General features: G+C 75.7%; 20 protein-coding genes. 8 read left to right on the plus strand and 12 right to left on the minus strand.

All coding sequences use genetic code 11. The features are described from left to right. Positions 1 to 16: 16 nt before the first annotated feature. From BM158_RS11230 to BM158_RS22970, 8 genes are all read right to left on the minus strand, one after another. Positions 17 to 1,213: a cytochrome P450 gene (locus BM158_RS11230; RefSeq protein WP_229827683.1), complete on the minus strand. Its 1,197-nt coding sequence runs from the start codon at positions 1,211 to 1,213 to the stop codon at positions 17 to 19. A gap of 11 nt (positions 1,214 to 1,224) precedes the next feature. Then, a complete protein-coding gene (locus BM158_RS11235; RefSeq protein WP_091558039.1) occupies positions 1,225 to 2,160 on the minus strand; it encodes a PDR/VanB family oxidoreductase in 936 nt (311 codons plus the stop codon). A gap of 137 nt (positions 2,161 to 2,297) precedes the next feature. Next, entirely contained in the window at positions 2,298 to 3,026 is a 729-nt protein-coding gene (locus tag BM158_RS11240; RefSeq protein ID WP_207506402.1) for an IclR family transcriptional regulator, read from the minus strand. Beyond that, entirely contained in the window at positions 3,023 to 4,522 is a 1,500-nt protein-coding gene (locus BM158_RS11245; RefSeq protein WP_091558042.1) for a class I adenylate-forming enzyme family protein, read from the minus strand. Before BM158_RS11245 ends, BM158_RS11240 begins: the two co-directional genes overlap by 4 nt. A 3-nt stretch (positions 4,523 to 4,525) precedes the next feature. Continuing rightward, positions 4,526 to 5,779 carry an ABC transporter substrate-binding protein gene (locus BM158_RS11250; protein WP_091558046.1) on the minus strand — a complete coding sequence of 418 codons (1,254 nt, stop codon included), beginning with the start codon at positions 5,777 to 5,779 and terminating at the stop codon, positions 4,526 to 4,528. After that, positions 5,776 to 6,897, minus strand: a complete 1,122-nt coding sequence (locus tag BM158_RS11255) for a branched-chain amino acid ABC transporter permease (RefSeq protein ID WP_091558049.1) — start codon at positions 6,895 to 6,897, stop codon at positions 5,776 to 5,778. The genes BM158_RS11250 and BM158_RS11255 overlap by 4 nt, the downstream gene beginning before the upstream one ends. Then, complete coding sequence (locus BM158_RS11260) at positions 6,890 to 7,783, minus strand: branched-chain amino acid ABC transporter permease (protein ID WP_091558053.1); 894 nt, start codon at positions 7,781 to 7,783, stop codon at positions 6,890 to 6,892. The genes BM158_RS11255 and BM158_RS11260 overlap by 8 nt, the downstream gene beginning before the upstream one ends. After that, positions 7,780 to 9,342, minus strand: a complete 1,563-nt coding sequence (locus BM158_RS22970) for an ATP-binding cassette domain-containing protein (RefSeq protein ID WP_091558056.1) — start codon at positions 9,340 to 9,342, stop codon at positions 7,780 to 7,782. Before BM158_RS22970 ends, BM158_RS11260 begins: the two co-directional genes overlap by 4 nt. 134 nt (positions 9,343 to 9,476) lie before the next feature. Here BM158_RS22970 and BM158_RS11270 point away from each other — a divergent pair, with 134 nt between their 5' ends. Continuing rightward, positions 9,477 to 10,301: a PaaX family transcriptional regulator gene (locus tag BM158_RS11270; RefSeq protein WP_091558059.1), complete on the plus strand. Its 825-nt coding sequence runs from the start codon at positions 9,477 to 9,479 to the stop codon at positions 10,299 to 10,301. 116 nt (positions 10,302 to 10,417) lie between these two features. Here BM158_RS11270 and BM158_RS11275 read toward each other — a convergent pair whose 3' ends face one another. Then, a complete protein-coding gene (locus BM158_RS11275; protein ID WP_207506404.1) occupies positions 10,418 to 10,846 on the minus strand; it encodes a MarR family winged helix-turn-helix transcriptional regulator in 429 nt (142 codons plus the stop codon). 76 nt (positions 10,847 to 10,922) lie between these two features. On the opposite strand from BM158_RS11275, the gene BM158_RS11280 reads away from it, so the two are divergent. From BM158_RS11280 to BM158_RS11305, 6 genes are all read left to right on the plus strand, one after another. Further along, positions 10,923 to 11,828 (plus strand): SDR family NAD(P)-dependent oxidoreductase, encoded by a 906-nt coding sequence (locus BM158_RS11280; protein ID WP_191328685.1) that lies wholly within the window; start codon positions 10,923 to 10,925, stop codon positions 11,826 to 11,828. Positions 11,829 to 11,841: 13 nt separating this feature from the next. Continuing rightward, positions 11,842 to 12,705 (plus strand): amidohydrolase family protein, encoded by an 864-nt coding sequence (locus BM158_RS11285; RefSeq protein WP_091558865.1) that lies wholly within the window; start codon positions 11,842 to 11,844, stop codon positions 12,703 to 12,705. Then, positions 12,702 to 14,246, plus strand: coding sequence for an acyl-CoA synthetase (locus tag BM158_RS11290; RefSeq protein ID WP_091558063.1), 1,545 nt, complete (start codon positions 12,702 to 12,704; stop codon positions 14,244 to 14,246). The genes BM158_RS11285 and BM158_RS11290 overlap by 4 nt, the downstream gene beginning before the upstream one ends. Then, the gene (locus BM158_RS11295) at positions 14,243 to 14,710 is read left to right on the plus strand and encodes a MaoC family dehydratase (protein ID WP_091558067.1); all 468 of its coding nucleotides are present in this window, start codon (positions 14,243 to 14,245) and stop codon (positions 14,708 to 14,710) included. The genes BM158_RS11290 and BM158_RS11295 overlap by 4 nt, the downstream gene beginning before the upstream one ends. Before the next feature lie 65 nt (positions 14,711 to 14,775). Further along, positions 14,776 to 15,339, plus strand: coding sequence for an LOG family protein (locus tag BM158_RS11300; RefSeq protein ID WP_091558070.1), 564 nt, complete (start codon positions 14,776 to 14,778; stop codon positions 15,337 to 15,339). Then, on the plus strand, positions 15,324 to 16,466 hold the full coding sequence (locus BM158_RS11305) for an NAD(P)/FAD-dependent oxidoreductase (RefSeq protein ID WP_242657466.1): 1,143 nt from the start codon (positions 15,324 to 15,326) through the stop codon (positions 16,464 to 16,466). Before BM158_RS11300 ends, BM158_RS11305 begins: the two co-directional genes overlap by 16 nt. On the opposite strand, the gene BM158_RS11310 is transcribed toward BM158_RS11305, so the two are convergent. Then, the gene (locus BM158_RS11310; RefSeq protein ID WP_091558074.1) at positions 16,423 to 17,442 is read right to left on the minus strand and encodes a GGDEF domain-containing protein; all 1,020 of its coding nucleotides are present in this window, start codon (positions 17,440 to 17,442) and stop codon (positions 16,423 to 16,425) included. The genes BM158_RS11305 and BM158_RS11310 overlap by 44 nt on opposite strands. Before the next feature lie 41 nt (positions 17,443 to 17,483). Then, complete coding sequence (locus BM158_RS11315) at positions 17,484 to 18,590, minus strand: GGDEF domain-containing protein (RefSeq protein WP_131802025.1); 1,107 nt, start codon at positions 18,588 to 18,590, stop codon at positions 17,484 to 17,486. Positions 18,591 to 18,788: 198 nt separating this feature from the next. Between BM158_RS11315 and BM158_RS11320 the strand changes: the two genes are divergently transcribed. After that, complete coding sequence (locus BM158_RS11320) at positions 18,789 to 20,672, plus strand: helicase-related protein (RefSeq protein ID WP_091558082.1); 1,884 nt, start codon at positions 18,789 to 18,791, stop codon at positions 20,670 to 20,672. Positions 20,673 to 20,674: 2 nt separating this feature from the next. On the opposite strand, the gene BM158_RS11325 is transcribed toward BM158_RS11320, so the two are convergent. Then, a complete protein-coding gene (locus BM158_RS11325; RefSeq protein ID WP_207506406.1) occupies positions 20,675 to 21,382 on the minus strand; it encodes a dienelactone hydrolase family protein in 708 nt (235 codons plus the stop codon). Positions 21,383 to 21,386 lie beyond the last annotated feature (4 nt).

Genomic DNA, 21,386 nt, shown 5'->3' on the forward strand with positions numbered 1-21,386 from the left:
ACATCCAGCGGGGGCCTCAGCAGACCAGACGCACCGGCAGGGACTCCCAGGAGCGGAGGGTGTTGTTCAGGTGCCGCACCGGGTCGCCGGCGAGCTCCAGCGACGTCACCCGGGCCAGCAGGGCGGTGAGCAGGGACTCCGCCTCCAGCCGGGCGACGTGCTGCCCCACGCACTGGTGGATGCCCATGCCGAAGCCGACGTGGCCCGACGGGTCGCGGGTCAGGTCGAAGGCGTCCGGGTCGGCCCAGCGCCGGGGGTCGCGGTTGGCCGCGGCGAAGACGACCAGCACCTTCTCCCCCGCCGGGACGACCGCGTCGCCCACCGGCACGTCGCGGACCGTCGTCCGGAAGAAGGCCTGCACCGGGGACTCCCAGCGCACCGCCTCGTCGAAGGCGACCCGCACCAGCTCGGGCCGCTCGCGCAGCAGCTGCCAGGCGCCGGGGGTGACGGCGAGGGCGTGCAGCACCGCGCCGATGCCGTGCACGGTGGTGTCCACCCCGGCGGTGAGCAGCGAGCGCACCACCAGCGGGGCCTGGGCGTGGGTGAGCTCGCCGCGGTCGGCGGCGGCCCAGATGTCGGCGCCGAACCCGGCCGGCGCCAGGACCTCCCGCTCGCACTGCCGCGCCACCCACCCGGCGTGCTCGGGCATCGACGCGTTGCCGGCCAGCACCAGCGCGTTGTCGGTGGGCCCGAAGGCGTTGAACGCGTGGTCGCCGTAGGGCAGCAGGTGCTCCCGCCCCTCGCGCGCCAGGCCCACCGCGTCGGGGAACACCCGCAGCGGGAAGGCCGCGGCCAGCGCGGGGACGGCGTCCAGCTCGACCGTGCCGCCGGGGAGCACCTCGTCGACCAGCGCCTCGGCGTCGGCCAGCCAGTCGGCCCGGAGCTTCCGCAGCGCCCGCGGGCCCAGCACCTTCGCGAGCACGGCGCGGGGTGCGTCGTGGTGCGGCGGGTCGGCCTCCAGCAGCAGCGACGGCGGCCGCCACGGCGTCCCGGTGCGGAAGTTCGTCAGCCCCACCCCGGCCGAGGACTCGAAGGACTGCCAGTCGGTGAGCGCGGCGTGCACCTCGGCGTACCGGGCGATCGCCCAGGTGTCGTACCGCGGCAGCCGCACCAGCGGGCCGGCGTCGCGCAGCGCGGCCTGCGCGGGCAGCGGGTCGCGCAGCACCTCGGGGTCGAAGGGGTCGAGGTCCAGGGTCGGCAGCACGGCGGTCACGGTCGGTCCCCTCACAGGTCGAGCACCAGGCGGTCGCCGCGGGAGCGGGACACGCAGACGAGCAGGCAGTCCCCGGCGGCCCGTTCGGCCTCGTCGAGGACGGAGTCGCGGTGGTCGGGGTCGCCGGCCAGCACGGTGGTCTCGCAGGTGCCGCAGGTGCCCTGCCGGCACGAGGACAGGACGTCGGCCCCGGCGGCGCGCACGGCCTCCAGCACGCTGACCTCCGGCGTCACCACGACCTCGGCGCCGGTGCGGTCCAGCACCACCGTGAACGGCTCGTCCCGCACGGGGGCACCCTGCTCGCGGGCCACGAACCGCTCGGTGCGCAGCAGCCCCGGCGGGCAGACGGCCTCCACCGCGTCCAGCAACGGGGCGGGGCCGCAGCAGTACACCCGCGTGCCGTCGTCCAGGCCGGTGAGCAGGTCGCCCAGCGGGAGCAGCCCGAGCTCGTCCTGCGGCCAGACGGTCACCCGGGGGTCGTCCAGCTCGTCCAGGAAGGCCATCGACGCCCGGCTGCGGCCGCCGTGGACCAGCCGCCAGTCCGCGCCGAGCCGGCGGGCGGCGTCGACCATCGGCAGCAGCGGGGTGATGCCGATGCCGCCGGCGAGGAAGAGGTAGCGCGGCGCCGGGACCAGGCGGAACTGGTTGCGCGGCCCGCCCAGCCCCACCAGGTCGCCGACGGCGAGCTCGTCGTGCACCCACGCCGAGCCGCCGCGGCCGGCGGGCTCCCGCAGTACGGCGACCCGGTAGGCGAAGGCGTCCCACCGGTCGCCGCACAGCGAGTACTGGCGGGTGTCGCCGGTGGGCAGCACCAGGTCGACGTGGGAGCCCGGCGTCCAGTCGGGCAGCCGGGCGCCGTCCGGGTCGACCAGGGTCAGCGCGACGACGCCGTCGGCGACCCGCTCCTTGGCGGCGACGCGGACCGTGGAGCGGGCGGCGGTGGTCATGCCGGGGATCGTGACGGCCGCGGAGTGACGCGGGCCATGCCGTTCTCACCCAGCGAGAAAGGGGCCGGCGTCGATCATGCAGAACGGCAACGGCGGCGCGCCGCGCACCGGCGTGGCGGCGGTGCGGTTCTGCATGGTCAACGCAGCTGGCGGCCGATCCCGCGCGCCGCGGCCCGCAGCGCGGGCACCTGCGCACGCGCGTCGGCGTCGTTGGGCACGATCACCGCCAGCGCGGCCACCACGGCGCCGGCCGGGTCGCGCACCGGGACCGCGATCCCGCAGGCGTCGGGGTGGATGTGCCCCGGGCAGAACGCCACGCCCTCGCGGCGCACCTGGTCCAGCGCCGACCGCAGCCGGGCCGGCGTCCCGATCGTCGCCGCGGTGAAGGTGCGCAGCGGGCCGGCGATCGTGCGCTCCTGCAGGTCACGGGAGGCGTGCGCGAGCAGCACCAGGCCCGAGGACGACGCGTGCAGCGGGAGCCGGCCGGCGATCCGGGTGTAGTTGACGACCGCCCCGGGTGCCGACAGCCGCTCGAGGAACAGCACCTCGTCGCCGTCGAGCACGCCGAGCTGGGTGTGCTGGCCGACGACGGCGTGCAGGTCCTCCATCAGCGGCATCGCGACCTCGCGCAGCGACAGCGCCGGCGAGGCCCGGGCGCCCAGCTCCCACAGCCGCAGGCCCAGGCCCACCCGCCGGTCGGTCTCGCGGCGCAGCAGGCCCAGGTCCACCAGCTCGGCGACCAGCCGGGACGCCGTCGCCACGTGCAGTCCCGACCGCCGGGCGATCTCGGAGACCCCGAGCACGGTCTCCCCCGGCCGGAACGCCTCCACCACCGACACCGCCCGGGCGACGGTGGAGCGGGTCACCGCTGCGCGGCGGTGGTGCGCAGCAGGGCGCGCTGCACCTTCCCGGACGCCGTCATGGGCAGATCGTCCACCAGGTGCCAGCGCCGCGGGACCTTGAACGGCGAGAGCCGCTCCCGGCACCAGGCCTCCAGCTCGGCAGGGTCGACGTCGGCGCCGACCGGGACGACGAAGGCCACCACCAGCTCGCCCCAGCGGTCGTCGGGCCGGCCGACGACGGCGGCGCGGGCCACCGCGGGGTGCGCGACCAGGGTCTCCTCGACCTCCACCGGCGACACGTTCTCGCCGCCGGTCTTCAGCATGTCCTTCAGCCGGCCGACCACCTGGCAGCCCCCGGCCGCCGACATCGTGGCCAGGTCGCCGGTGTGCAGCCAGCCCTCGGCGTCGATCGCCTCGGCGGTGGCCACCGGGTCGTCGAGGTACCCGTCGCTGATCCGCTCGCCCCGCACCCACAGCTCGCCGGCCTCCCCGACCGGCACCGGGGCGCCGTCCGGTGCGGCGATGCGGACCTCGGTGCCGGCCACCGGGCCGCCCACCGTGCCGCGGCGGACCTCGTCCGGGTCGTCCGGGCCGGCCATCAGGGCGCACCCGCAGGTCTCGGTCATCCCGAAGGTGGTGGCCAGCCGCGCGCCGAACGCGGCCTCCACGCGGTCGACGAACGCCGGCGTCACGGTCATCCCGCCGGTGAACAGCACGGCGAGGTCGGGCAGGTCGGGCACGCCTTCGGCTACCAGCAGGTCCAGCAGGGTGGGCGCGGCCGAGAGCATGGTGACCCGGGAGGCGGCCAGCACCCCGAGCACCGGGCCGGGCGCGAAGGGCAGCACCACGTGGTCGGCCCGGGCCCACAGCGCCCCCACCACGCCGAGCACGTTGCCGGCGGTGTGGAACAGCGGCATCGGGTTGCACCACACCCGCCCCGCCGAGGGCCCCAGCCGGTCGGCGAACGCCGCCCCGGTGGCGACCATCCCGGCGTGGGTGATCCGCACGCCCTTGGCCCGGCCGGTGGTGCCGGAGGTGAACTGCACCTGGGCCAGCGAGCCGGGGTCGACGACCGGCAGCTCGACGGGGTCGGCCAGCAGCGAGCGCCAGTCCTCGACCACGGGCAGCCCGGCCATCGCCGTCCCGGGGTCCGCGACGGCCAGCGACGCCCCGGACAGCGCGACCGCGTGCTCGACCTCGGCCGGGCGGGACCGCGGGTTGACCGGCACCAGGGTCTGCCCGGCCAGCGCGACGCCGAGCTGCACCAGCACCGGCGCGGGCCCGTTGGCCAGGCAGGTGGCCACCCGCGCCCCCGGGCCGGCCGCGGCGAGCAGGCCCGCGGCCAGGGAGGTCGCGTCGGCGAGCAGCTGCGCCGCCGTCCAGCGCTCGCCGGTCGCCGGGGTGGACAGCAGGACGTCGTCCGGCCCCAGCTCGACGGCCCGGCGGAGGACGTCACCCAGGACGCCGTCCGCCGGGCCGGTCGCCGGCGCCCGCAGCTCGCTGGTCACGAGTGCGGGCACCGGTCAGCCCCCGTAGGAGAAGGACTCGGCGCTGGGCCCGCTGACCTGGTCCAGCAGCTCCAGGCCGGCCTCGGCGTCCGCGCTCACCTTGGAGACGAACACCGTGGTGGTCGGCGACTGGCCGACCTGCGAGTAGTCCAGGCCGTCGGGCAGCACGCCCTCGGTGTCGACCTCGCCGCCGTCGCGGAAGGCCGCGACGACGCCCTCCGGCGTCAGGTCACCGGACTCGCAGGCCCCCTCGAGCGCCTGGCGGAGCAGCTCGGCCTGCACGTAGGCCAGCGGCACCTCCCAGCCGGTCGCGCCGGCCGGGTCGGCCGAGGCGTAGAGCTCGTTGGCCTCCTGCACGCCGGGCGAGTCGGGGTTGTCGTAGGGCGAGACGCTGGTCATCGAGTAGGCGTTGGCCAGCAGCGCGTCCGCGGCCGGGGTGGTCAGCAGCGAGGGGTTGAAGGTCGGGTTCATGCCGATGATCGGCACGTCCGCGCCCTGGGAGGACAGCACGCCGGCCAGCGAGGCGAGCTGGGTCGGGGCCGCGGCCAGCACGACGCCGGCGACGTCGGCCTGGGCCAGCGCGGAGGCCTGCGCGGACAGGTCGGTGGTCGCCGGGGTGATCTCCTGGGCCAGGATCTCCAGGCCGCGCTCCTCGGCGGCGTGCTCGGCGCCGGCCAGCGCGTCGCCGCCGTAGTCGCCGGTGAAGTAGACGACGCCGACGGTCGAGCCCTCGGGGACGTCGAGCTCGTCGACCATGTAGTCGATGGCGTTGGCCGCCTGGATGGCGTTCGAGGCGCCGGGCAGCTGGTTGTTCTCGTAGGCCAGCGCCGACCCGGCCCAGCCCACGCCGCCGACGTAGACCGAGTCCTGCTCGGCCAGCGGCAGCACCGCGGCGCTGGTCGGGCCGCCGAGCACCTGCTGCAGCGCGATGACGTCGGGCGCCATCGAGCGGTAGAGGGTCACCGCGCGCTGCGGGTCGTAGCCGTGGTCCTGCACGTCGACGGTCACGTCGCGGTCGCAGATGCCGCCGTCGGCGTTGACCTGGTCCCAGTAGGCCTGGGTCTCGGTCACCTGCACCGCGGCGCCGGCGGCGAACGGGCCGGACAGGTCGGTGATCATCCCGATGGTGATGCCGTCGGCCGTCACCCCGTTGCCGGTCTCGACGTCGTCGCCGCCTCCTCCGCCGGAGGCGGTCGGGGCGGTGGTGCTGCAGGCCGCCAGCGCCAGGGCGGCGGCGGCGAGCGTGGCTGCGCGGACGCGGTGCTTCATCGGGTGGTCTCCTTCGACCGGGAGGGCTCCTCGGCGACCGGGCGGTCGACGGGGGGAACAGGGGTGGATCCGGTGAGCCGCTCGCGGAGCCGCCGGGCGCCGCCCGCGAGCCCGCCGCGGAGGAACACGAGGACGGCGATGATCGCCAGCCCGTAGACGATCCGGGACGCGGTGGAGGGGTCCAGGCCGCCCGAGCCGGGCGCGGCGAGGAAGGGCAGCGCCGAGCTGTACTGCGCCAGCACCAGCGGCAGCGAGGTCACGAAGACCGCCCCGACGACGGCGCCGGCCACCGAGCCGAGCCCGCCGAGCACGATCATCACCAGGTAGTCCACCGACGCGGTCAGGCTGAACACGTCGGGGGCGACCCGGCCGTAGGCCAGCGCCAGCATCGCGCCGGCCACCCCGGCGTACGCCGAGGAGACGACGAACGCCGACCGCTTGGCCCCGGCGACGCCGACGCCCATCGCGGCCGCGGCGGTCTCGGAGTCGCGGACGTTGGCCCAGGCCCGGCCGGTGCGCCCGTTGCGCATGTTCGACGCCAGCCAGATGGCCACGACCGCGAGCAGCACGAACAGGTACCAGAGCCGGTGCAGGCCCTCGAACTCCACGCCGGCGACGGCGAGGTAGTCGGGGTCGCGGTTGGAGAAGCTGAACCCGGGGACGGCGAAGGGCTCCACCGAGCGGCCGACGAACCCGCCGGTCCACTGGTCGAGGTTGACCAGCAGGTGCCGGACGACGAAGACCAGCCCCAGCGTCGCCAGGCCCAGGTAGATGCCGCGCAGCCGCCCGGCGATCGGCGAGAACGCCGCGCCCACCCCGGCGGCGACCAGCGCGGCCAGCACCAGGCCCAGCAGCGGCGGCAGGCCCAGGCCCTCGACGGTCGTCGTCGACTCGCCGGTGGTGAAGGCGTAGACGTAGGCGCCGATCGCGGCGAAGGCGGCGTGGCCCAGCGACAGCTGCCCGGCGACGCCGACCAGCAGGGTCAGCCCGACCGCGCCGATGGCGGTGGCCATCACGAACAGGCCGGTCTGCAGCCAGAAGTCGGTGAGCACGAACGGCAGCGCGAGCGCGACCAGCAGCAGCACCAGGCCGACGAGCTTCCTCGGGGCGTCAGACACGGACGGCCTCCTTGCTGCCCAGCAGGCCCGAGGGCCGCACGAGCAGGACGACGATCATCACGACGTAGGGCGCGACCTCGCCGAACCCGGCGCCCAGGAAGGGCTCCAGGTCGGCCTCGTAGCCGGTGACCAGGGCACTGGTCAGCCCGATGAGCAGGCCGCCGACCACCGCGCCGGGCACGGAGTCGAAGCCGCCCAGCACCCAGGCCGGGATGGCCGCGAAGGCGCTCAGCGCCACGGTGGGCGCGACGCCGGGGGCGGGGAAGGAGGTGAGGAAGATGCCGGCGACGGCGGCGAGGATGCCCGCCAGCGCCCAGCCGGTGGCCGCCGTCCGGGACAGCCGGATGCCCATGAGCGAGGCGGTGGGGCCGTCGGCGGCCGCCGCCCGCATGCCGACGCCCAGGTCGGTGCGGGAGAACAGGTACCAGAGCGCGCCGAAGGCGACCAGGGTGACGGCGGCGGCGAGCACCCGGCCGGTGGGCAGCGTGACGTCGCCCAGCCGCACCACCGAGGCGCCCCACGGTGCGCCCAGGGTGAGCACCTGGTTGCCGATCCGGCGGGTGAGCTCGGTGAGCAGCACGATGTCCACGCCGAGCATGAGGATCGCCGCCGTCCCCGGGTTGGGGTCGGCGAGGTTGCGCACCAGCAGGGCGTTGATGGCCACGCCGACGACGGCGGCGCCGACCAGGCCGACGAGCACCGCGGGCCAGAAGCCGATGGTGTCGTGCAGGACGGCGACCAGGTAGGCGCCCAGCAGCACCACCGAGCCGTGCGCGAAGTTCAGCACGCCGGTGGAGGTGAAGACGATGGCGAAGCCGGCGGCGATGAGGCTGAGCACCAGGCCGTAGGACAGCCCGTTGAGGACCTGCTCGAGGAAGTAGCTCATGCGGCGGCCGCTCCCAGGTAGGCGCGGAGCACCTCGGGGTCGCGCTGCACCTGCGCCGGCGTCCCCTCGGCGATCTTCTTGCCGAAGTCCAGGACCGTGACCTGCTCGGCCAGGCCCATGACGAAGGGCATGTCGTGCTCGACCAGCACGATCGAGAGGCCGAGGTCGCGGCGGACCTGGCGGATGGTCTCGGCCATGTCCTGGCTCTCCCCGTGGGTCATGCCGGCGACCGGCTCGTCGAGCAGCAGCAGCGAGGGCCGGGCGGCCAGCGCGCGGCCCATCTCGACCCGCTTGCGGTCGCCGTAGGCCAGCGTGTGCACCGGGGTGCGCAGCAGGTGGGCGATGCCCAGCAGCTCGGCGATGCCGGCGACGGTCTCGCGGTGCTCGCGCTCCTCGCGGCGGGCGCCGGACAGCTTCAGCGCGCCGGGCAGCAGGCCGCGGCGCATCAGCCGGTGCCGGCCGACCAGCAGGTTGTCCTCGACGGTGTCCTCGAGGGCCAGGGAGATGTTCTGGAAGGTGCGGGCCACGCCCAGGCCGGCCACCTTGTCCGCGCGCAGCGCGGTGAGCTCGGCGTCGCCGTAGTGCACGGCGCCCTCGGTGGCCCGGTAGGCCCCGCCCAGCACGTTGACCAGGGTGGACTTGCCCGCGCCGTTGGGGCCGATGAGGGCGTGCACGGTGCCCGGCTCGACGGTGAAGGAGACCTCGGACAGCGCGGTGATGCCGCCGAACCGGACGGTCAGGCCCTCCACCCGCAGCTGCTGCGGCGGCTCGGCGGTGGGGACCTCGGGCTCGGCCGGGGCGACCTCGGTGGCCACGACCGGGACGGCGACGCCCAGGTACCGCTCCTGCACCTCGTCGCTGGCGGCCAGCGCGTCCGCCGTCCCCGAGGCGGTGACCCGGCCGGTCTCCAGCACGTAGGCGGCGTCGGCGACCCGCAGACCCATGACCGCGTTCTGCTCGATGAGCAGCACCGCGGTGCCCTGCTTGTTGATCTCGGTGACGATCTCGCCGATCTGGTCGACCAGCAGCGGCGCGAGGCCGAGGGAGGGCTCGTCGAGCAGCAGCAGCTGGGGGCTGACCATCAGCGCGCGGCCCATGGCGAGCATCTGCTGCTGGCCGCCCGAGAGCAGGCCGCCGGGCTGGTCGCGCCGCTCGGCCAGGATCGGGAAGAGGTCGAAGACCCGGTCGCGGGCCTCGGCGCGGGCCCGGGCGTCCTTCACGGTGTAGCCGCCGGCGCGGAGGTTCTCGGCGACGGTGAGGTCGCGGAAGATCCGCCGTCCCTCGGGCACCTGCACCAGGCCGCGGCGGACGACGTCGGCGGCGTCCCGGCCGGCCAGGTCCTCCCCGGCGAAGCGGACGGTGCCGCCGGTGACGGTGCCGCCGTAGGGCTGCAGGGAGCGGGAGACCGCCCGCAGCAGGGAGGTCTTGCCGGCGCCGTTGGAGCCCAGCACGGCCACGACCTGGCCGGGCTCGACGACGAGGGAGACGTCGGACAGCGCGGTGATCGTGCCGTCGTAGACGACGTCGAGGTGCTCGACGGACAGCAGCGGTGGGGACATCACGGTCCTTCGTGATCGGACGGGTGGTCCAGGTCACGGGAAAGCTAGAGACGATGTGGACGTGCGTCAAGAACCTGTCTAGGTTCCCGATGCCAGTTCGTGATGTGCTGGGATGCACCGGGACGAGGAGGCACATGGACGGGCCCGAGGACGGCGCACCGGCGCACCGGCCGCAGACGCTGCTGCTGAACTTCCTGGGCTCCCTGGTGCTCGACGAGGACCTGCCCCCGCTGCCGTCCTCGGTGCTGCTGGACCTGCTGGCCGACCTCGGGGTCGCCGAGGCCGCCGGCCGGGCGACGCTGCAGCGGATGACCCAGCGCGGCCTGCTCGAGCGCGGCCAGGTCGGCCGGACCGCCGAGTACTCCCTCACCCCCCGCATCGACTCCGTGCTGCGCCGGGCCGACCAGCGGGTCAGCTCGCCCACGCCCTTCGAGCACCCCGCCGGGGAGTGGACGCTGCTGAGCTACTCGGTCCCCGAGAGCCGCCGCGACCTGCGGCACCGGGTGCGCGCGGCGCTGACCTGGGCCGGCTTCGGCGGGGTGCGCGACGGGCTGTGGCTGGCGCCGGGGACCGTCGACGTCGCCGCCGTGCTGGCCCCGCTGACCGACGCCGCCGGGCTCGCCGACGCCTTCTCCGCCCGGCCGCTGCCCGGCACCGACGTCGCCGCCCTGGTGCACCGCGCGTGGGACGTGCCGGCGGTGCACGACGCGCACACCTGGTTCGTGCGCACCTGGCGCCGCCCGCCGCGGGTGGCCGGGTCGATGGCCCAGTTCACGCTGCTGGGCGCCGACTGGCTGCACCTGCTGCAGACCGACCCCGGCCTGCCCGGCGAGCACCTGGGCCCGGACTGGCCCGCCCCGGCGAGCACCGCGGTCTACCGGCGCGCCCGCGAGGCCCTGGCCCCGGCCGCCCGCGCCGCGCTGGAGCGCTCGCTGCGCGCCGCCGGCCGCGTCGCCTGACCCCCCTCCCGCTCAGCGTTGATCAGGGAGGTTGATCGAACTCCGTCCTGGTTCACCAGATCTCGTGCACCAGGACGGAGTTCGATCAACTCCCCTGATCATCGCTGGGCCCGGCGTCAGCCGGCGGCGGTCCAGATGCGGGTGAGCACGTCGCGCAGCCGGTCGCGCTCGGCGTCGGCCAGCAGGCCCAGCGGCGCCTCCACCGCGGCGGTCGCGTCCCGCTCGGCCACGTCGCGCAGCGCCCGGCCGGCGTCGGTGGCCAGCACCAGCCGGGTGCGCCGGTCGGCCTCGGACGGACGGCGCTCCACCAGCCCGCGGCCGGCCAGCTCGTCGACCAGCAGCACGACCTGGGAGGGGTCCAGGCCCAGGACGTCGGCCAGCTCGCGCTGGGTGACGCCCTCGGCGGCGTCGCAGGCCAGCACCAGCACCGAGTACTGGCGCACCCGCAGCCCGTGCCCGGCGAGCGCGGTGTTGGTCGCGCGCACCACCGCGCCGCTGGCCCGGGAGAGCAGGAATCCCAGGTCGTCGGTCAGCGGGTGACCCATGAGCACCTCCATCGTTGACAACCTCCACGATACCGACCTACGGTCCGGGCACCACCCCCTGTCACGAGGAGAACCCGTGGACCTGACCGGCAAGGTCGCCGTCGTCACCGGATCGGGCCGAGGCCTCGGCCTGGCCTACGCCCAGGAGCTGGCCCGCCGCGGCGCCGCCGTCGTCGTCAACGACGTGGACGCCGACGTCGCGCAGGCCGCCGTCGAGAGCATCAGCGGCTCGGGCGGGACCGCGGTCGCGGAGGTCGTGCCCGTCGGCACCAGCGAGGCCGCCCAGGCCCTCGTCGACCGGGCGGTCGGCGAGTTCGGCCGCCTCGACGTGCTGGTCAACAACGCCGGCATCCTGCGCGACACGACGCTGTGGAAGATGACCGACGAGCAGTTCGACGCCGTCATCACCACCCACCTGCGCGGCACCTTCACCTGCACCCGCGCCGCCGCGATCCGCATGCGCGAGCAGGGCGAGGGCGGCCGGGTCATCGCGATCGGCTCCCCCACCGGGCAGGTCGGCAACTTCGGGCAGACCAACTACGCCGCGGCCAAGGCCGGCATCGTCGGCATGGTGCGCACCTGGGCGATGGAGCTGGCCCGCGCCCAGATCACCGTCAACGCCGTCGTCCCGGTCGCGGCCACCGCGATGACCGAGACCGTGCCCTTCCTCGAGCCCTACGTCACCGCGCTCAAGAACGGCGACCCGTTGCCGCCCTACGCCCGCAAGCAGCTGGGCTTCGGCTCGGCGCAGGACGTCGCCGGCCTCGTCGCCTTCCTCGCCTCCGACGAGGCCGCCGGCATCACCGGCCAGGCCATCGGCGTCGGCGGCGACAGGCTGGCGCTGTGGACCCACCCCACCGAGACCGTCGTCGAGTTCGCCGACGGCACCGGCTGGTCGGCCGAGGCCATCGCCGAGGTCTGGGGGCAGAGGTTCGAGGGCTCGAAGCAGACGGTCGGCCAGCAGTTCGAGCCGGAGAGCTGACGTGGCGCTGCAGCTGGACCTGGAGAACCTGGTCGCCATCGACGTGCACACCCACGTGCACGCCGACACCCACGGCCACAAGGCGCTCGACGACGAGCTCAACGAGGCCGCGTCGAAGTACTTCAAGGGCGACCCCTACGACCCCACCGTCCCCGACATCGCCGCGGACTACCGGGCCAGGAACATGGCCGCGGTCGTGTTCACCGTCGACATCGAGCACGCCACGGGCCACCCGGCGCTGTCTAACGAGGAGATCGCCGACCTCGCCGCACAGCACCCCGACGTGCTGATCCCGTTCGGCTCGGTCGACCCCGCCCGCGGCGCCAAGGGGATCGCGCTGGCCCGCAAGCTGGTCCAGGAGCACGACGTCCGCGGGTTCAAGTTCCACCCGTCGATCCAGGCCTTCGAGCCCAACGACCGGGCGGTCTACCCGCTCTACGAGGAGCTGCAGAGCCTCGGCGTCCCGGCGCTGTTCCACACCGGGCAGACCGGCATCGGCGCGGGCCTGCCGGGCGGGCGCGGCATCAAGCTGCGCTACTCCGACCCGATGCTGCTCGACGACGTCGCGGCCGACTTCCCGGACCTGACGATCATCATGGCCCACCCCTCCGTGCCGTGGCAGGACCAGGCGATCTCCATCGCCACGCACAAGGCCAACGTCTACATCGACCTGTCGGGCTGGTCGCCGAAGTACTTCCCGCCGCAGCTGGTCAAGGCGGCCAACGGCCTGCTCAAGCGCAAGGTGCTCTTCGGCTCGGACTACCCGCTGATCCGCCCCGACCGGTGGATGTCGGACTTCGAGACCCTGGAGATCAAGGCCGAGGTCAAGCCGCTCATCTTCAAGGAGAACGCGATCCGCGCCCTGGGGCTGCGGTGAGGAACCAGGGGATCGGGTCCTGGCCCGAGCGCCGGCTCCGCATCTCCCCCCACAGGCCGGCCCTCTGGTTCGAGGGGAGGACGGCGACGCACGGCGAGTTCGCCCTCGACGTCCGGCGGGCGGCGTCCGTGCTGCAGGAGCTGGGAGTGCAGAAGGGCGACCGGGTCGCCTGGTTCGGCGCCAACCACCCCGCCGCGCTGCACACCCTGTACGCCTGCGGCCAGCTGGGCGCGGTGTGGGTGCCGGTGAACGCCCGGCTGTCGGCCGCGGAGGCGCGCTACGTGCTCGAGCACTCGGGCACCACGCTCGTCGTCCACGGCGCCGAGCACGCGGGGACGGCGGCGGCGCTGCGCGCCGAGCTGCCGCAGGTCCGTTCGTGGCTGTCCGCCGAGCCGGCGGAGGGGGCCGACGACTGGCAGGCCCGGGTCGCCGCGGCCGAGCCGGTGGCCCGCGACGAGGCCGTCACGCACGACGACCCCTGCCTGATCATGTACACGTCGGGCACCACCGGCCGGCCCAAGGGTGCGCTGCTGACCCACGGCAACATGACCTGGTCGTGCCTGAACCAGGTGCTGGGCTTCGACTTCACCCCCGACGAGCGCACCCTGGGCCTGGCGCCGCTGTTCCACATCGGCGGGCTCAACGGCACGCTCAACCCGACGCTGCTGCGCGGGGGCTGCGTCGTCCTGGTCCGCGGCTTCGACCCGGCCGGCACGCTGCAGGTCATCGCCGAGCAGCGGGTGACGTCGTTCTTCGCCGTCGCCACCATGCTCGACGCGATGAGCAAGCAGCCCGGCTTCGCGACGCTGGACCTGTCGGCGCTGCGCACCATCGGCGCCGCCGGCGCCCCGCTGCCGCTGCCCGTGCTGCGCACCTGGCTCGACCGCGGCGTGACGGTGCAGCAGGCCTACGGCATGACCGAGTCCGCACCGGCCGGCACCGTGCTGGACAGCGCCGACGCGGTGGCCAAGGTCGGCTCCGCGGGCAAGCAGCAGTTCTTCGTCGACGTCCGGGTCGTGCGGCCCGACGGCACCGAGTGCGACCCCGGCGAGGTCGGCGAGGTGGTGCTGTCGGGGGCCAACATCATGGCCGGCTACTGGGAGGCCCCCGAGGCGACCGCCGAGGTCATCCGCGACGGCTGGTACCACTCCGGCGACGCCGGCTCGGTGGACGAGGACGGCTACCTCTACATCCGCGACCGCTACAAGGACATGATCATCTCCGGCGGGGAGAACGTGTACCCGGCCGAGGTGGAGTCCGCGCTGCGCGAGCTCCCGCAGGTGGGCGAGGCCGCCGTCATCGGCGTCCCGCACGAGCACTGGGGCGAGGTCGGCCTGGCCGTCCTCGTGCCCGCCCCGGGCTTCGACCCGGCCACCGACCCCGACGGCGAGGGCGTGCGCACCGCGCTGCGGGATCGCCTCGCCGGGTTCAAGGTGCCCAAGGAGGTGCGGTGGGCGGCCGAGCTGCCCAAGACCGCGACCGGCAAGATCCGCAAGCCCGACCTACGGCACGCGTACGTGCTCACCGAGGAGGACGCATGACCACCACCGCCACCATCGCCGAGATGCCCGGCCTCAAGGGCACCGAGCTCGGCACCAGCGACTGGTACGACATCACCCAGGAGGCGGTGAACCAGTTCGCCGAGGCCACCGGTGACGACCAGTGGATCCACGTCGACGTCGAGCGCGCCAAGGCCGAGAGCCCCTTCGGCGGGCCGATCGCGCACGGCTTCATGACCCTGTCGCTGCTGGTGCCGCTGGCCACCGCCACCTACACGATCAGCGACGCGGTGATGGGCGTGAACTACGGCCTGAACAAGGTGCGCTTCCCGGCGCCGGTCCCGGTCGGCTCCCGGGTGCGCGCCACCACCACCCTCAAGGACGTCGAGGAGGTCCCCGGCGGCGTGCAGAACACCATCGCCGTGGTGGTCGAGCGCGAGGGCGGCGACAAGCCCGTCTGCATCGCCGAGTGGGTCACCCGCGCCTACGGCAAGCCCGCCTCCTGACCGCTCCCCGGCCCGCCCCCGGTGCGACGCAGCCGGGGGCGGGCCGGGGTGGCAACCTCACCGGCATGCGCATCGCCGTGTTCACCGGGTCGCAGGCCGGCCCGCCCCCGCACCAGCACGCCGCGGCCACCTTCGCCGAGTCCCTGGCCCGCGCCGGCGTCGGCATCGTCTACGGCGGCGGGCACGTCGGGCTGATGGGCACCGTCGCCGACGCCGCGCTGGCCGCCGGCGGCGAGGTGGTCGGCGTCATCCCGCAGCACCTGGTGGACGACGAGCTGGCCCACCCCGGCCTGTCCGACCTGCGCGTCGTGGCGACCATGCACGAGCGCAAGGCCGCGATGGCCGACCTCGCCGACGCCTTCGTCGCCCTGCCCGGTGCCGCCGGCACCCTCGAGGAGCTCTTCGAGGCCTGGACCTGGGGCATGCTCGGCCTGCACGCCAAGCCCACCCTGCTGCTCGACGTCGACGGCTTCTGGCAGCCGCTGCTCACGCAGCTGCACCGGATGGTCGACGACGGCTACCTCGACGGCCGCCGGCTCGACGCCCTCGGCGTGGTGCACACCGCCGACGCGCTGCTGGAGTTCGTCGCCGCCTACCGCCACCCCGAGCGCAAGTGGACGCGCAGCTGACCCGCTGGGACGTCGTCGTGGTCGGCGGCGGGCCGGCCGGCGCCGCCGCCGCGCTGGCCGCCCGCCGGCACGGCGCCTCCGTGCTGGTGCTCGACCGGGCGGACTTCCCCCGCGACAAGGTCTGCGGGGACGGCGTCGCCCCGGAGGCCCTGGACGTGCTGGGCGCGCTCGGCGCCGACGTCGACGCGGTCACCGACGGGTTCCCCGCCGTCCCCCGGCTGCGGCTGACCTCGCCGTCCGGGCGGACCGTCGAGCGGACCATGCACCGGCCGGCCGTCGTCGTCCCCCGGGCCGTGCTGGACGCCCGGGTGCTGGACGCCGCGCTCGCCGCGGGCGCCGCGTTCGGCCGGCACACCGTGCGCCGGCTGACGCCGGGCCCCGACGGGGTCGACGTCGACGGCGAGCTCACCGCCGGCGTCGTGGTGGGTGCGGACGGCGCCGAGTCCGTCGTCCGGCGGGCGCTGGGGATCGGCGCGAACCGCCCGGACCGGCTGGCCGTGGCCATCCGCGGCTACGCGCCCGCCGCCGAGGAGGGCGTGCAGGTCATCACCACCACCGACCAGCGCTGGCCGGCCTACGCCTGGTCGTTCCCGGTCGGCGACGGCCGGGCCAACGTCGGCTACGGCGAGCTGGTCAGCGGCGGCGCCACCCGGGCCGGGCTGCTGGAGGGCCTGCACCGGCTGCTGCCCGGGGTGGCGCCCGAGGGCCTGCGGGCGCACCGGCTGCCGCTGTCCACCGGGCGGCCGCGCCAACCCGACGGCCGGGTGGTGCTGGCCGGGGACGCGGCGTCGCTGATCAACCCGATGACCGGCGAGGGCATCTTCTACGCGGTGCTCTCCGGCGCGCTGGCCGGTGCCGCGGCGGCGCACGGGGCCGGTGCGGGGGCGGTGCTGCGGGCCGCGCTGGCCGACCGGCTGGGCACCCACCTGCGGCACACGTCGGCGGCCTCGCGGCTGAGCAGCCGGCCGTGGCTGATGGACGCCGCCTTCGGCGCGGCGGCGGCGGACCAGCGGGTGTTCGACGACGTCGTCGCCCTCGGTCTGGCCGACGGGCGGCTCACCGCCCGCACCCTGATTGGTGCGGTCAGCGCGCTGCGACCGCGAACCCGTCCCGGCCGGCCCGCTTGACCTCGTAGAGCGCGGCGTCGGCGGCGCCGTAGAGGCCGGTGAGGTCGGCGGCGTCGGTGGGCGCGTGCGCGGCCCCGACGCTGACGGTCAGGCCCAGCACGCCGTCGGGCAGCGCGAGCGGTGAGCGGCGGACGGCGTCCACCAGCTCGGCGGCCCGCTCGGCGAGGACCTCGCGGTTGCAGCCGGGCAGCACCATGACCAGCTCGTCGCCGCCGAGCCGGCCGACGACGCAGTCCTCGCGGCGGACCTGTCCGCGCAGCACGGTGGCCAGGTGGACCAGGGCCTGGTCGCCGGCCAGGTGGCCGTGCACGTCGTTGATCTGCTTGAACCCGTCGACGTCGACCATGAGCACGCCGACCTGGCCGCGGTCCAGCGCGGCCCCCAGGGCACCGTCCACGGCGCGGCGGCGCAGCAGGCCGGTGAGGCCGTCGGCGGTGGCCTGCTCGTGCAGCGCGTCGAAGGCGCGCTCGCGGGAGTCGGCGGCACGGACCAGCACGGCGGTGACGGCGAGCATGGCCGCGCCCACCACCACCGCGTCGGTGACGCCCTGCGCGGAGGGGTCCAGGAGGACCGTGGCACCCCCGGTGGCCAGGACGGCCACGCCGTTGGCCAGCCAGGCACCGGCGCGGCGCAGCTGCATCGCGGCCAGCAGCACCGGGACGACGACGAAGACCTGGCCGGCGGCCGACGTGTCGCCGGTGAGCCAGTTGGAGGTGCCGACCACCACGGAGCCGACGGCCGGGACGAGGAAGGACGCCCCGGCCCGGTCCAGCCGTCCGGCGTCCCCGCGGACCAGCAGCGCGGCCACCGCGAGCAGCACGACCGCGACGACGACGCAGGCAGCCATGGTGGGGGTGTCCAGCCGCGGCGGCAGGAACAGCGCCCAGGGCAGCAGCACCAGCCCGCTGAACGCGGTGAGCGTCGCGCCGGCGCGGGCGGCGGACGCGGCGTCGCGGGCACGCAGACCAGGGGGCATGCCTCCCCATCGGCGCGGGGCGGCACCGGCCGGAGCGGCGCTCACCCCTGCGGGGCAGGGACGCGGGCGGTCCGCGGCGGGGGCGGCAGCGGCCGGGTGCGGGGCAGCACGACGTCGGCCAGCGGGGGCCGGGAGCCCAGCGCCAGCCGGGCAGGCCGGGCGCCGGCGGCGACGGCGCACCCGTCCCGCCCGGCCCGCTTGACCACGTAGAGCGCGGAGTCGGCCGCCGAGTAGAGGGTGCGGACGTCGCGGGCGTGCTCGGGGGCGTGCGCGACGCCGACGCTGACGGTCAGCCGCAGCTCGGTGCCGTCGGGCAGCACCAGGGGCGCGGCCCGGACGGCGGCGACCAGGTCGGCGGCGCGGGAGCCGGCGACGCCCACCGGGCAGCCGGGCAGCAGCACGGCCAGCTCGTCGCCGCCGAGCCGGCCCACCACGGCGTCGGTGCTGCGCACGGCGGCGGTGAGGACGGCGCCGACGTGCCGCAGCGCGGCGTCGCCGACGGGGTGGCCGTGCTGGTCGTTGACGGACTTGAAGTGGTCGAGGTCGACCAGCACCAGGGCGGTGCCGGTGCGCGGGTAGCGGGTCAGCGAGTCGGCCATGCTGTCGTCGAGCACCCGCCGGGTGGCCAGGCCGGTGAGCCCGTCGACGGTGGCGACCCGCTCCAGCTCGGCGACCAGCCGCCGCGAGGCCTCCACGTGGTGGGTCATCGCCGCGGCCAGCATGAGCAGCGAGGCGCAGACCAGTGCGGCGTCCAGCGCCCGCGGCCCGCTCCACGGCCCGACCAGGGCGAGGACGGCGACCGACGCGCCGCAGCTGAGCAGCGTGACGACGACGGCGGCGGCCCGCTGCAGCTGGCTGACCGCGAAGACCACCGGCAGGCCCATGAGCGACACCCCGGCGTCCAGTTGGCCGATCAGCAGACCCCACATCGAGGAGCAGGCGAGCACGGCGACCAGCGCCGCGAGCGGCACGGACAGGTCGCTGGCCGCGCTCCCCCGCGGGGCCAGCACGCAGAGCGCGCCGTTGAGCACGAAGAGGGCGAGCACCACCCACCCGAAGGCCGGTGCGGGCACGCCGAGGTGGGGCAGCGCCAGCATCATCCCGAGCAGCAGCACGAACGCCGTCCCGAGCAGGACCGCGGCCACCACGGGCCCGACCTTGGGCAGCCGCGGGCGCAGCCAGGCGGGGGCCTGGCGGTCCGCTCGCGGCGGTCGGTGACGGGTCACGTGCTGGTGATCGGCCGGGCGGGCACGGCACTCCTGCCGCAGGGCGGACCGCTCACCCGGAAGGATGGGACCGGTCGCCGGTGTTGCACCGGGCAGCGATCCCCCGACCCGAAGGACACCGTGTCGTCCCCCTCCCCCACCGCCCGCCGCCGGGTGCGCACCCCCGGCGCACCCCTCAGCCGCGAGGAGCAGCGCGCCCAGCAGACCTGGGTGGACGGCGCCGAGCCGGAGCTGCCGGTGCGGTCCACCCCGCCGCAGCGGGTGGTGTTCCACCTGGGCCCCACCAACTCCGGCAAGACCTACGAGTCGCTGCAGGCGCTGGCCGAGGTCGGCTCGGGCGTCTACGCCGCGCCGCTGCGCCAGCTGGCGCACGAGGCCTACGCCAAGCTCTCCGCCGTCCTGCCCGCGGGCACCGTGGGCCTGTCGACCGGCGAGGAGGAGATCGACCCGGGCGCGCCCATCGTGTGCTGCACGGTGGAGAAGGCGCCGCCGGCCGGTGAGCTGCTGGTGCTCGACGAGTCGCACTGGGTCGCCGACCCCGACCGCGGCCACCACTGGGCGCGCCTGCTGCTGACCGGCGAGTACCGCGAGATGCACCTGATCTCGGCGGCCGAGGCGTTGCTGCTGCTCAAGCCGCTGGTCGCCGACGCGGTCGAGACCGAGGTCGTCAACCACAAGCGGCTGTCGCGGCTGGACGTGCTGCCGGCCCCGGTCAAGCCCCAGCAGGTGCGCCCGCAGACGCTGGTCGTGGCGTTCTCCCGCAAGACCGTCTACGCCGTCGCCGCGCAGCTCGACCGGCACCGCACCGGCAAGGTCGGCGTCCTCTACGGGGCGCTGCCGCCGGCCACCCGGCGCGACGTCATCGCCCGGTTCACCCGCGGCGAGCTGGAGGTGCTGGTCACCACCGACGTCATCGGCCACGGCATCAACGTCCCGGCCACCACGGTGCTCTTCGCCGAGACGCAGAAGTTCGACGGCACCGAGCTGCGCCCGCTGCGCACCTGGGAGGCCGCGCAGATCGCCGGCCGCGCCGGCCGCTACGGGCTCACCGGCCACGGGTCGGTCGGCGTCCTCGGCGGGGTCCCGGGGCTCCGGCCGGTCGCGTCGCTGGTCACCGCCGGCGCCTCGGTGGCCCGCGGCGACACCATGAGCGACCTGCCCAACCGGCTGCCGCGGCTGCGCCCGGAGCTCGACGACCTCGGTGCCTTCGAGCCGGTCGACCTGCCCGAGGCGCTGATGCGCTGGTCGGTGTGGGCGCGCACGGCCACCCGCGCCCAGGCGATGACGCCGGACGACGTCAGCGGCCTGGTGCTGCGGGTGCACGCGCTGCTGCCGATGATGCGCGGGCCGCTGGCCGCCGACCTGTTCACCGTCTGGCGGCTGGTCAACCTGGCCATCGACCACGACCCGCCGCGCAAGGTGCGCTGGCTGGCGCTGGCCCGGGCGGCGCTGCGGCACCGCGCCGGTCTGGACGTGCCCGGCGAGCTGGTCCTGCCGCCGGTGCCGCGCGGCACCACGGTGCAGGAGTACGAGCTGGTCGCCGCGCAGGCGCGGGAGGCGCAGACCCTGCTGCGCTCGTTCCCGGGCGTGGGCGGGCTGGTCGCCGAGGACGCCGCGCGGGTGGAGGAGCGCTGCGCCGCCCGGATCACCGAGCTGCTGCCCGAGGCGATCGGGCTGTCCTCGGCGTCCCGGTGCGTCTCCTGCGGGGTCGGCATCGCGCCGTGGTTCACCACCTGCCGCGACTGCGGGACCCGTGCGCCGTCCCGCTCGTCCGACCGCCGTCCGGGCCGCTCGTCCGGTGGCGGCTCCCCGGCCGGGCGGGGGGCCGGGGGGCGGTCGCCCCGCCGGTCGGACGTCGGGGCCGGCGGCCGGTCCGACCCGCAGGCGCACGACCGCTCCGCCCGTGGCCGGGGCTCGGACGGCGGCCCGCCGCGCACCGACTCCGCCCGCCCCAAGCACCGCCGGCGCGGGCGGTCGGGGGGCGGGCCGGCCGGGGCCCGCTGAGCTCAGTCCCGGTCGGTCGCCCGCAGGTGGGTGTCGAAGAAGGCGAGGATGCGCCGCTTGGCGTCGGCCGCGGCGCCGTGGTCGTAGCCGACGCCGGCGACCTTCATCAGGGGCACGAGCGGGGACGCGGCGGCCAGCCGGTTGAGGAAGCCGTGCCGGGCCTGCGGGTACTCGTGGACGTCGGCGGTGACCCCGGCCGCGTCGGCGGCGGCCTGCACCTTCGCCGCGGCGCCGGGCAGGCTGGTGTCCTTCCCGCCGAAGCTGGCCACCACGGGGCAGGCGCCGGACAGCACGTCGGCGACGTCGTCGGGGACCTGGCCGTAGTTGACGCCGGCGGCCGACCACCCCGGCCGGCCGGCGAGCAGCAGGGCGAACCCGCCACCCATGCAGTAGCCGATGACGCCGACGCGCCCGGTGCACCGCGGGTCGGCGGCCAGCGCCGTGCGGGCGGCCTCGAGCTGGTCGAACGCCGGGCCGTGCCGCTGGGAGAGCTGCGCGAACGTGCCCTTGAGGCACCGGACCGCCGAGCGGCCGCGGTACAGGTCGGGCATGAGCACGACGTAGCCGGCGGCGGCGAGCCAGTCGGCCTGCTCGTGCATGTCGTCCCCGGGGCCGAACGCGTCGTGCACCAGGACCACGCCCGGCCACGGCCCGGGCCGGTCGGAGGTCGGCACGGGGACGGCGAGGTAGCCGTCGAGGGATGTGGTCACCAGC

Source organism: Klenkia taihuensis, assembly GCF_900112525.1.
Lineage (GTDB): Bacteria > Actinomycetota > Actinomycetes > Mycobacteriales > Geodermatophilaceae > Klenkia > Klenkia taihuensis.

Bases quoted from the DNA above. Each gene is read 5' to 3' on its own strand.
- BM158_RS11270 (WP_091558059.1), top strand. From the start codon at position 9,477: ATGGACGGGCCCGAGGACGGCGCACCGGCGCACCGGCCGCAGACGCTG.
- BM158_RS11310 (WP_091558074.1), bottom strand. From the start codon at position 17,442: ATGCCCCCTGGTCTGCGTGCCCGCGACGCCGCGTCCGCCGCCCGCGCC.
- BM158_RS11295 (WP_091558067.1), top strand. From the start codon at position 14,243: ATGACCACCACCGCCACCATCGCCGAGATGCCCGGCCTCAAGGGCACC.
- BM158_RS11300 (WP_091558070.1), top strand. From the start codon at position 14,776: ATGCGCATCGCCGTGTTCACCGGGTCGCAGGCCGGCCCGCCCCCGCAC.
- BM158_RS11235 (WP_091558039.1), bottom strand. From the start codon at position 2,160: ATGACCACCGCCGCCCGCTCCACGGTCCGCGTCGCCGCCAAGGAGCGG.
- BM158_RS11260 (WP_091558053.1), bottom strand. From the start codon at position 7,783: ATGAGCTACTTCCTCGAGCAGGTCCTCAACGGGCTGTCCTACGGCCTG.
- BM158_RS11250 (WP_091558046.1), bottom strand. From the start codon at position 5,779: ATGAAGCACCGCGTCCGCGCAGCCACGCTCGCCGCCGCCGCCCTGGCG.
- BM158_RS11275 (WP_207506404.1), bottom strand. From the start codon at position 10,846: ATGGGTCACCCGCTGACCGACGACCTGGGATTCCTGCTCTCCCGGGCC.
- BM158_RS22970 (WP_091558056.1), bottom strand. From the start codon at position 9,342: ATGTCCCCACCGCTGCTGTCCGTCGAGCACCTCGACGTCGTCTACGAC.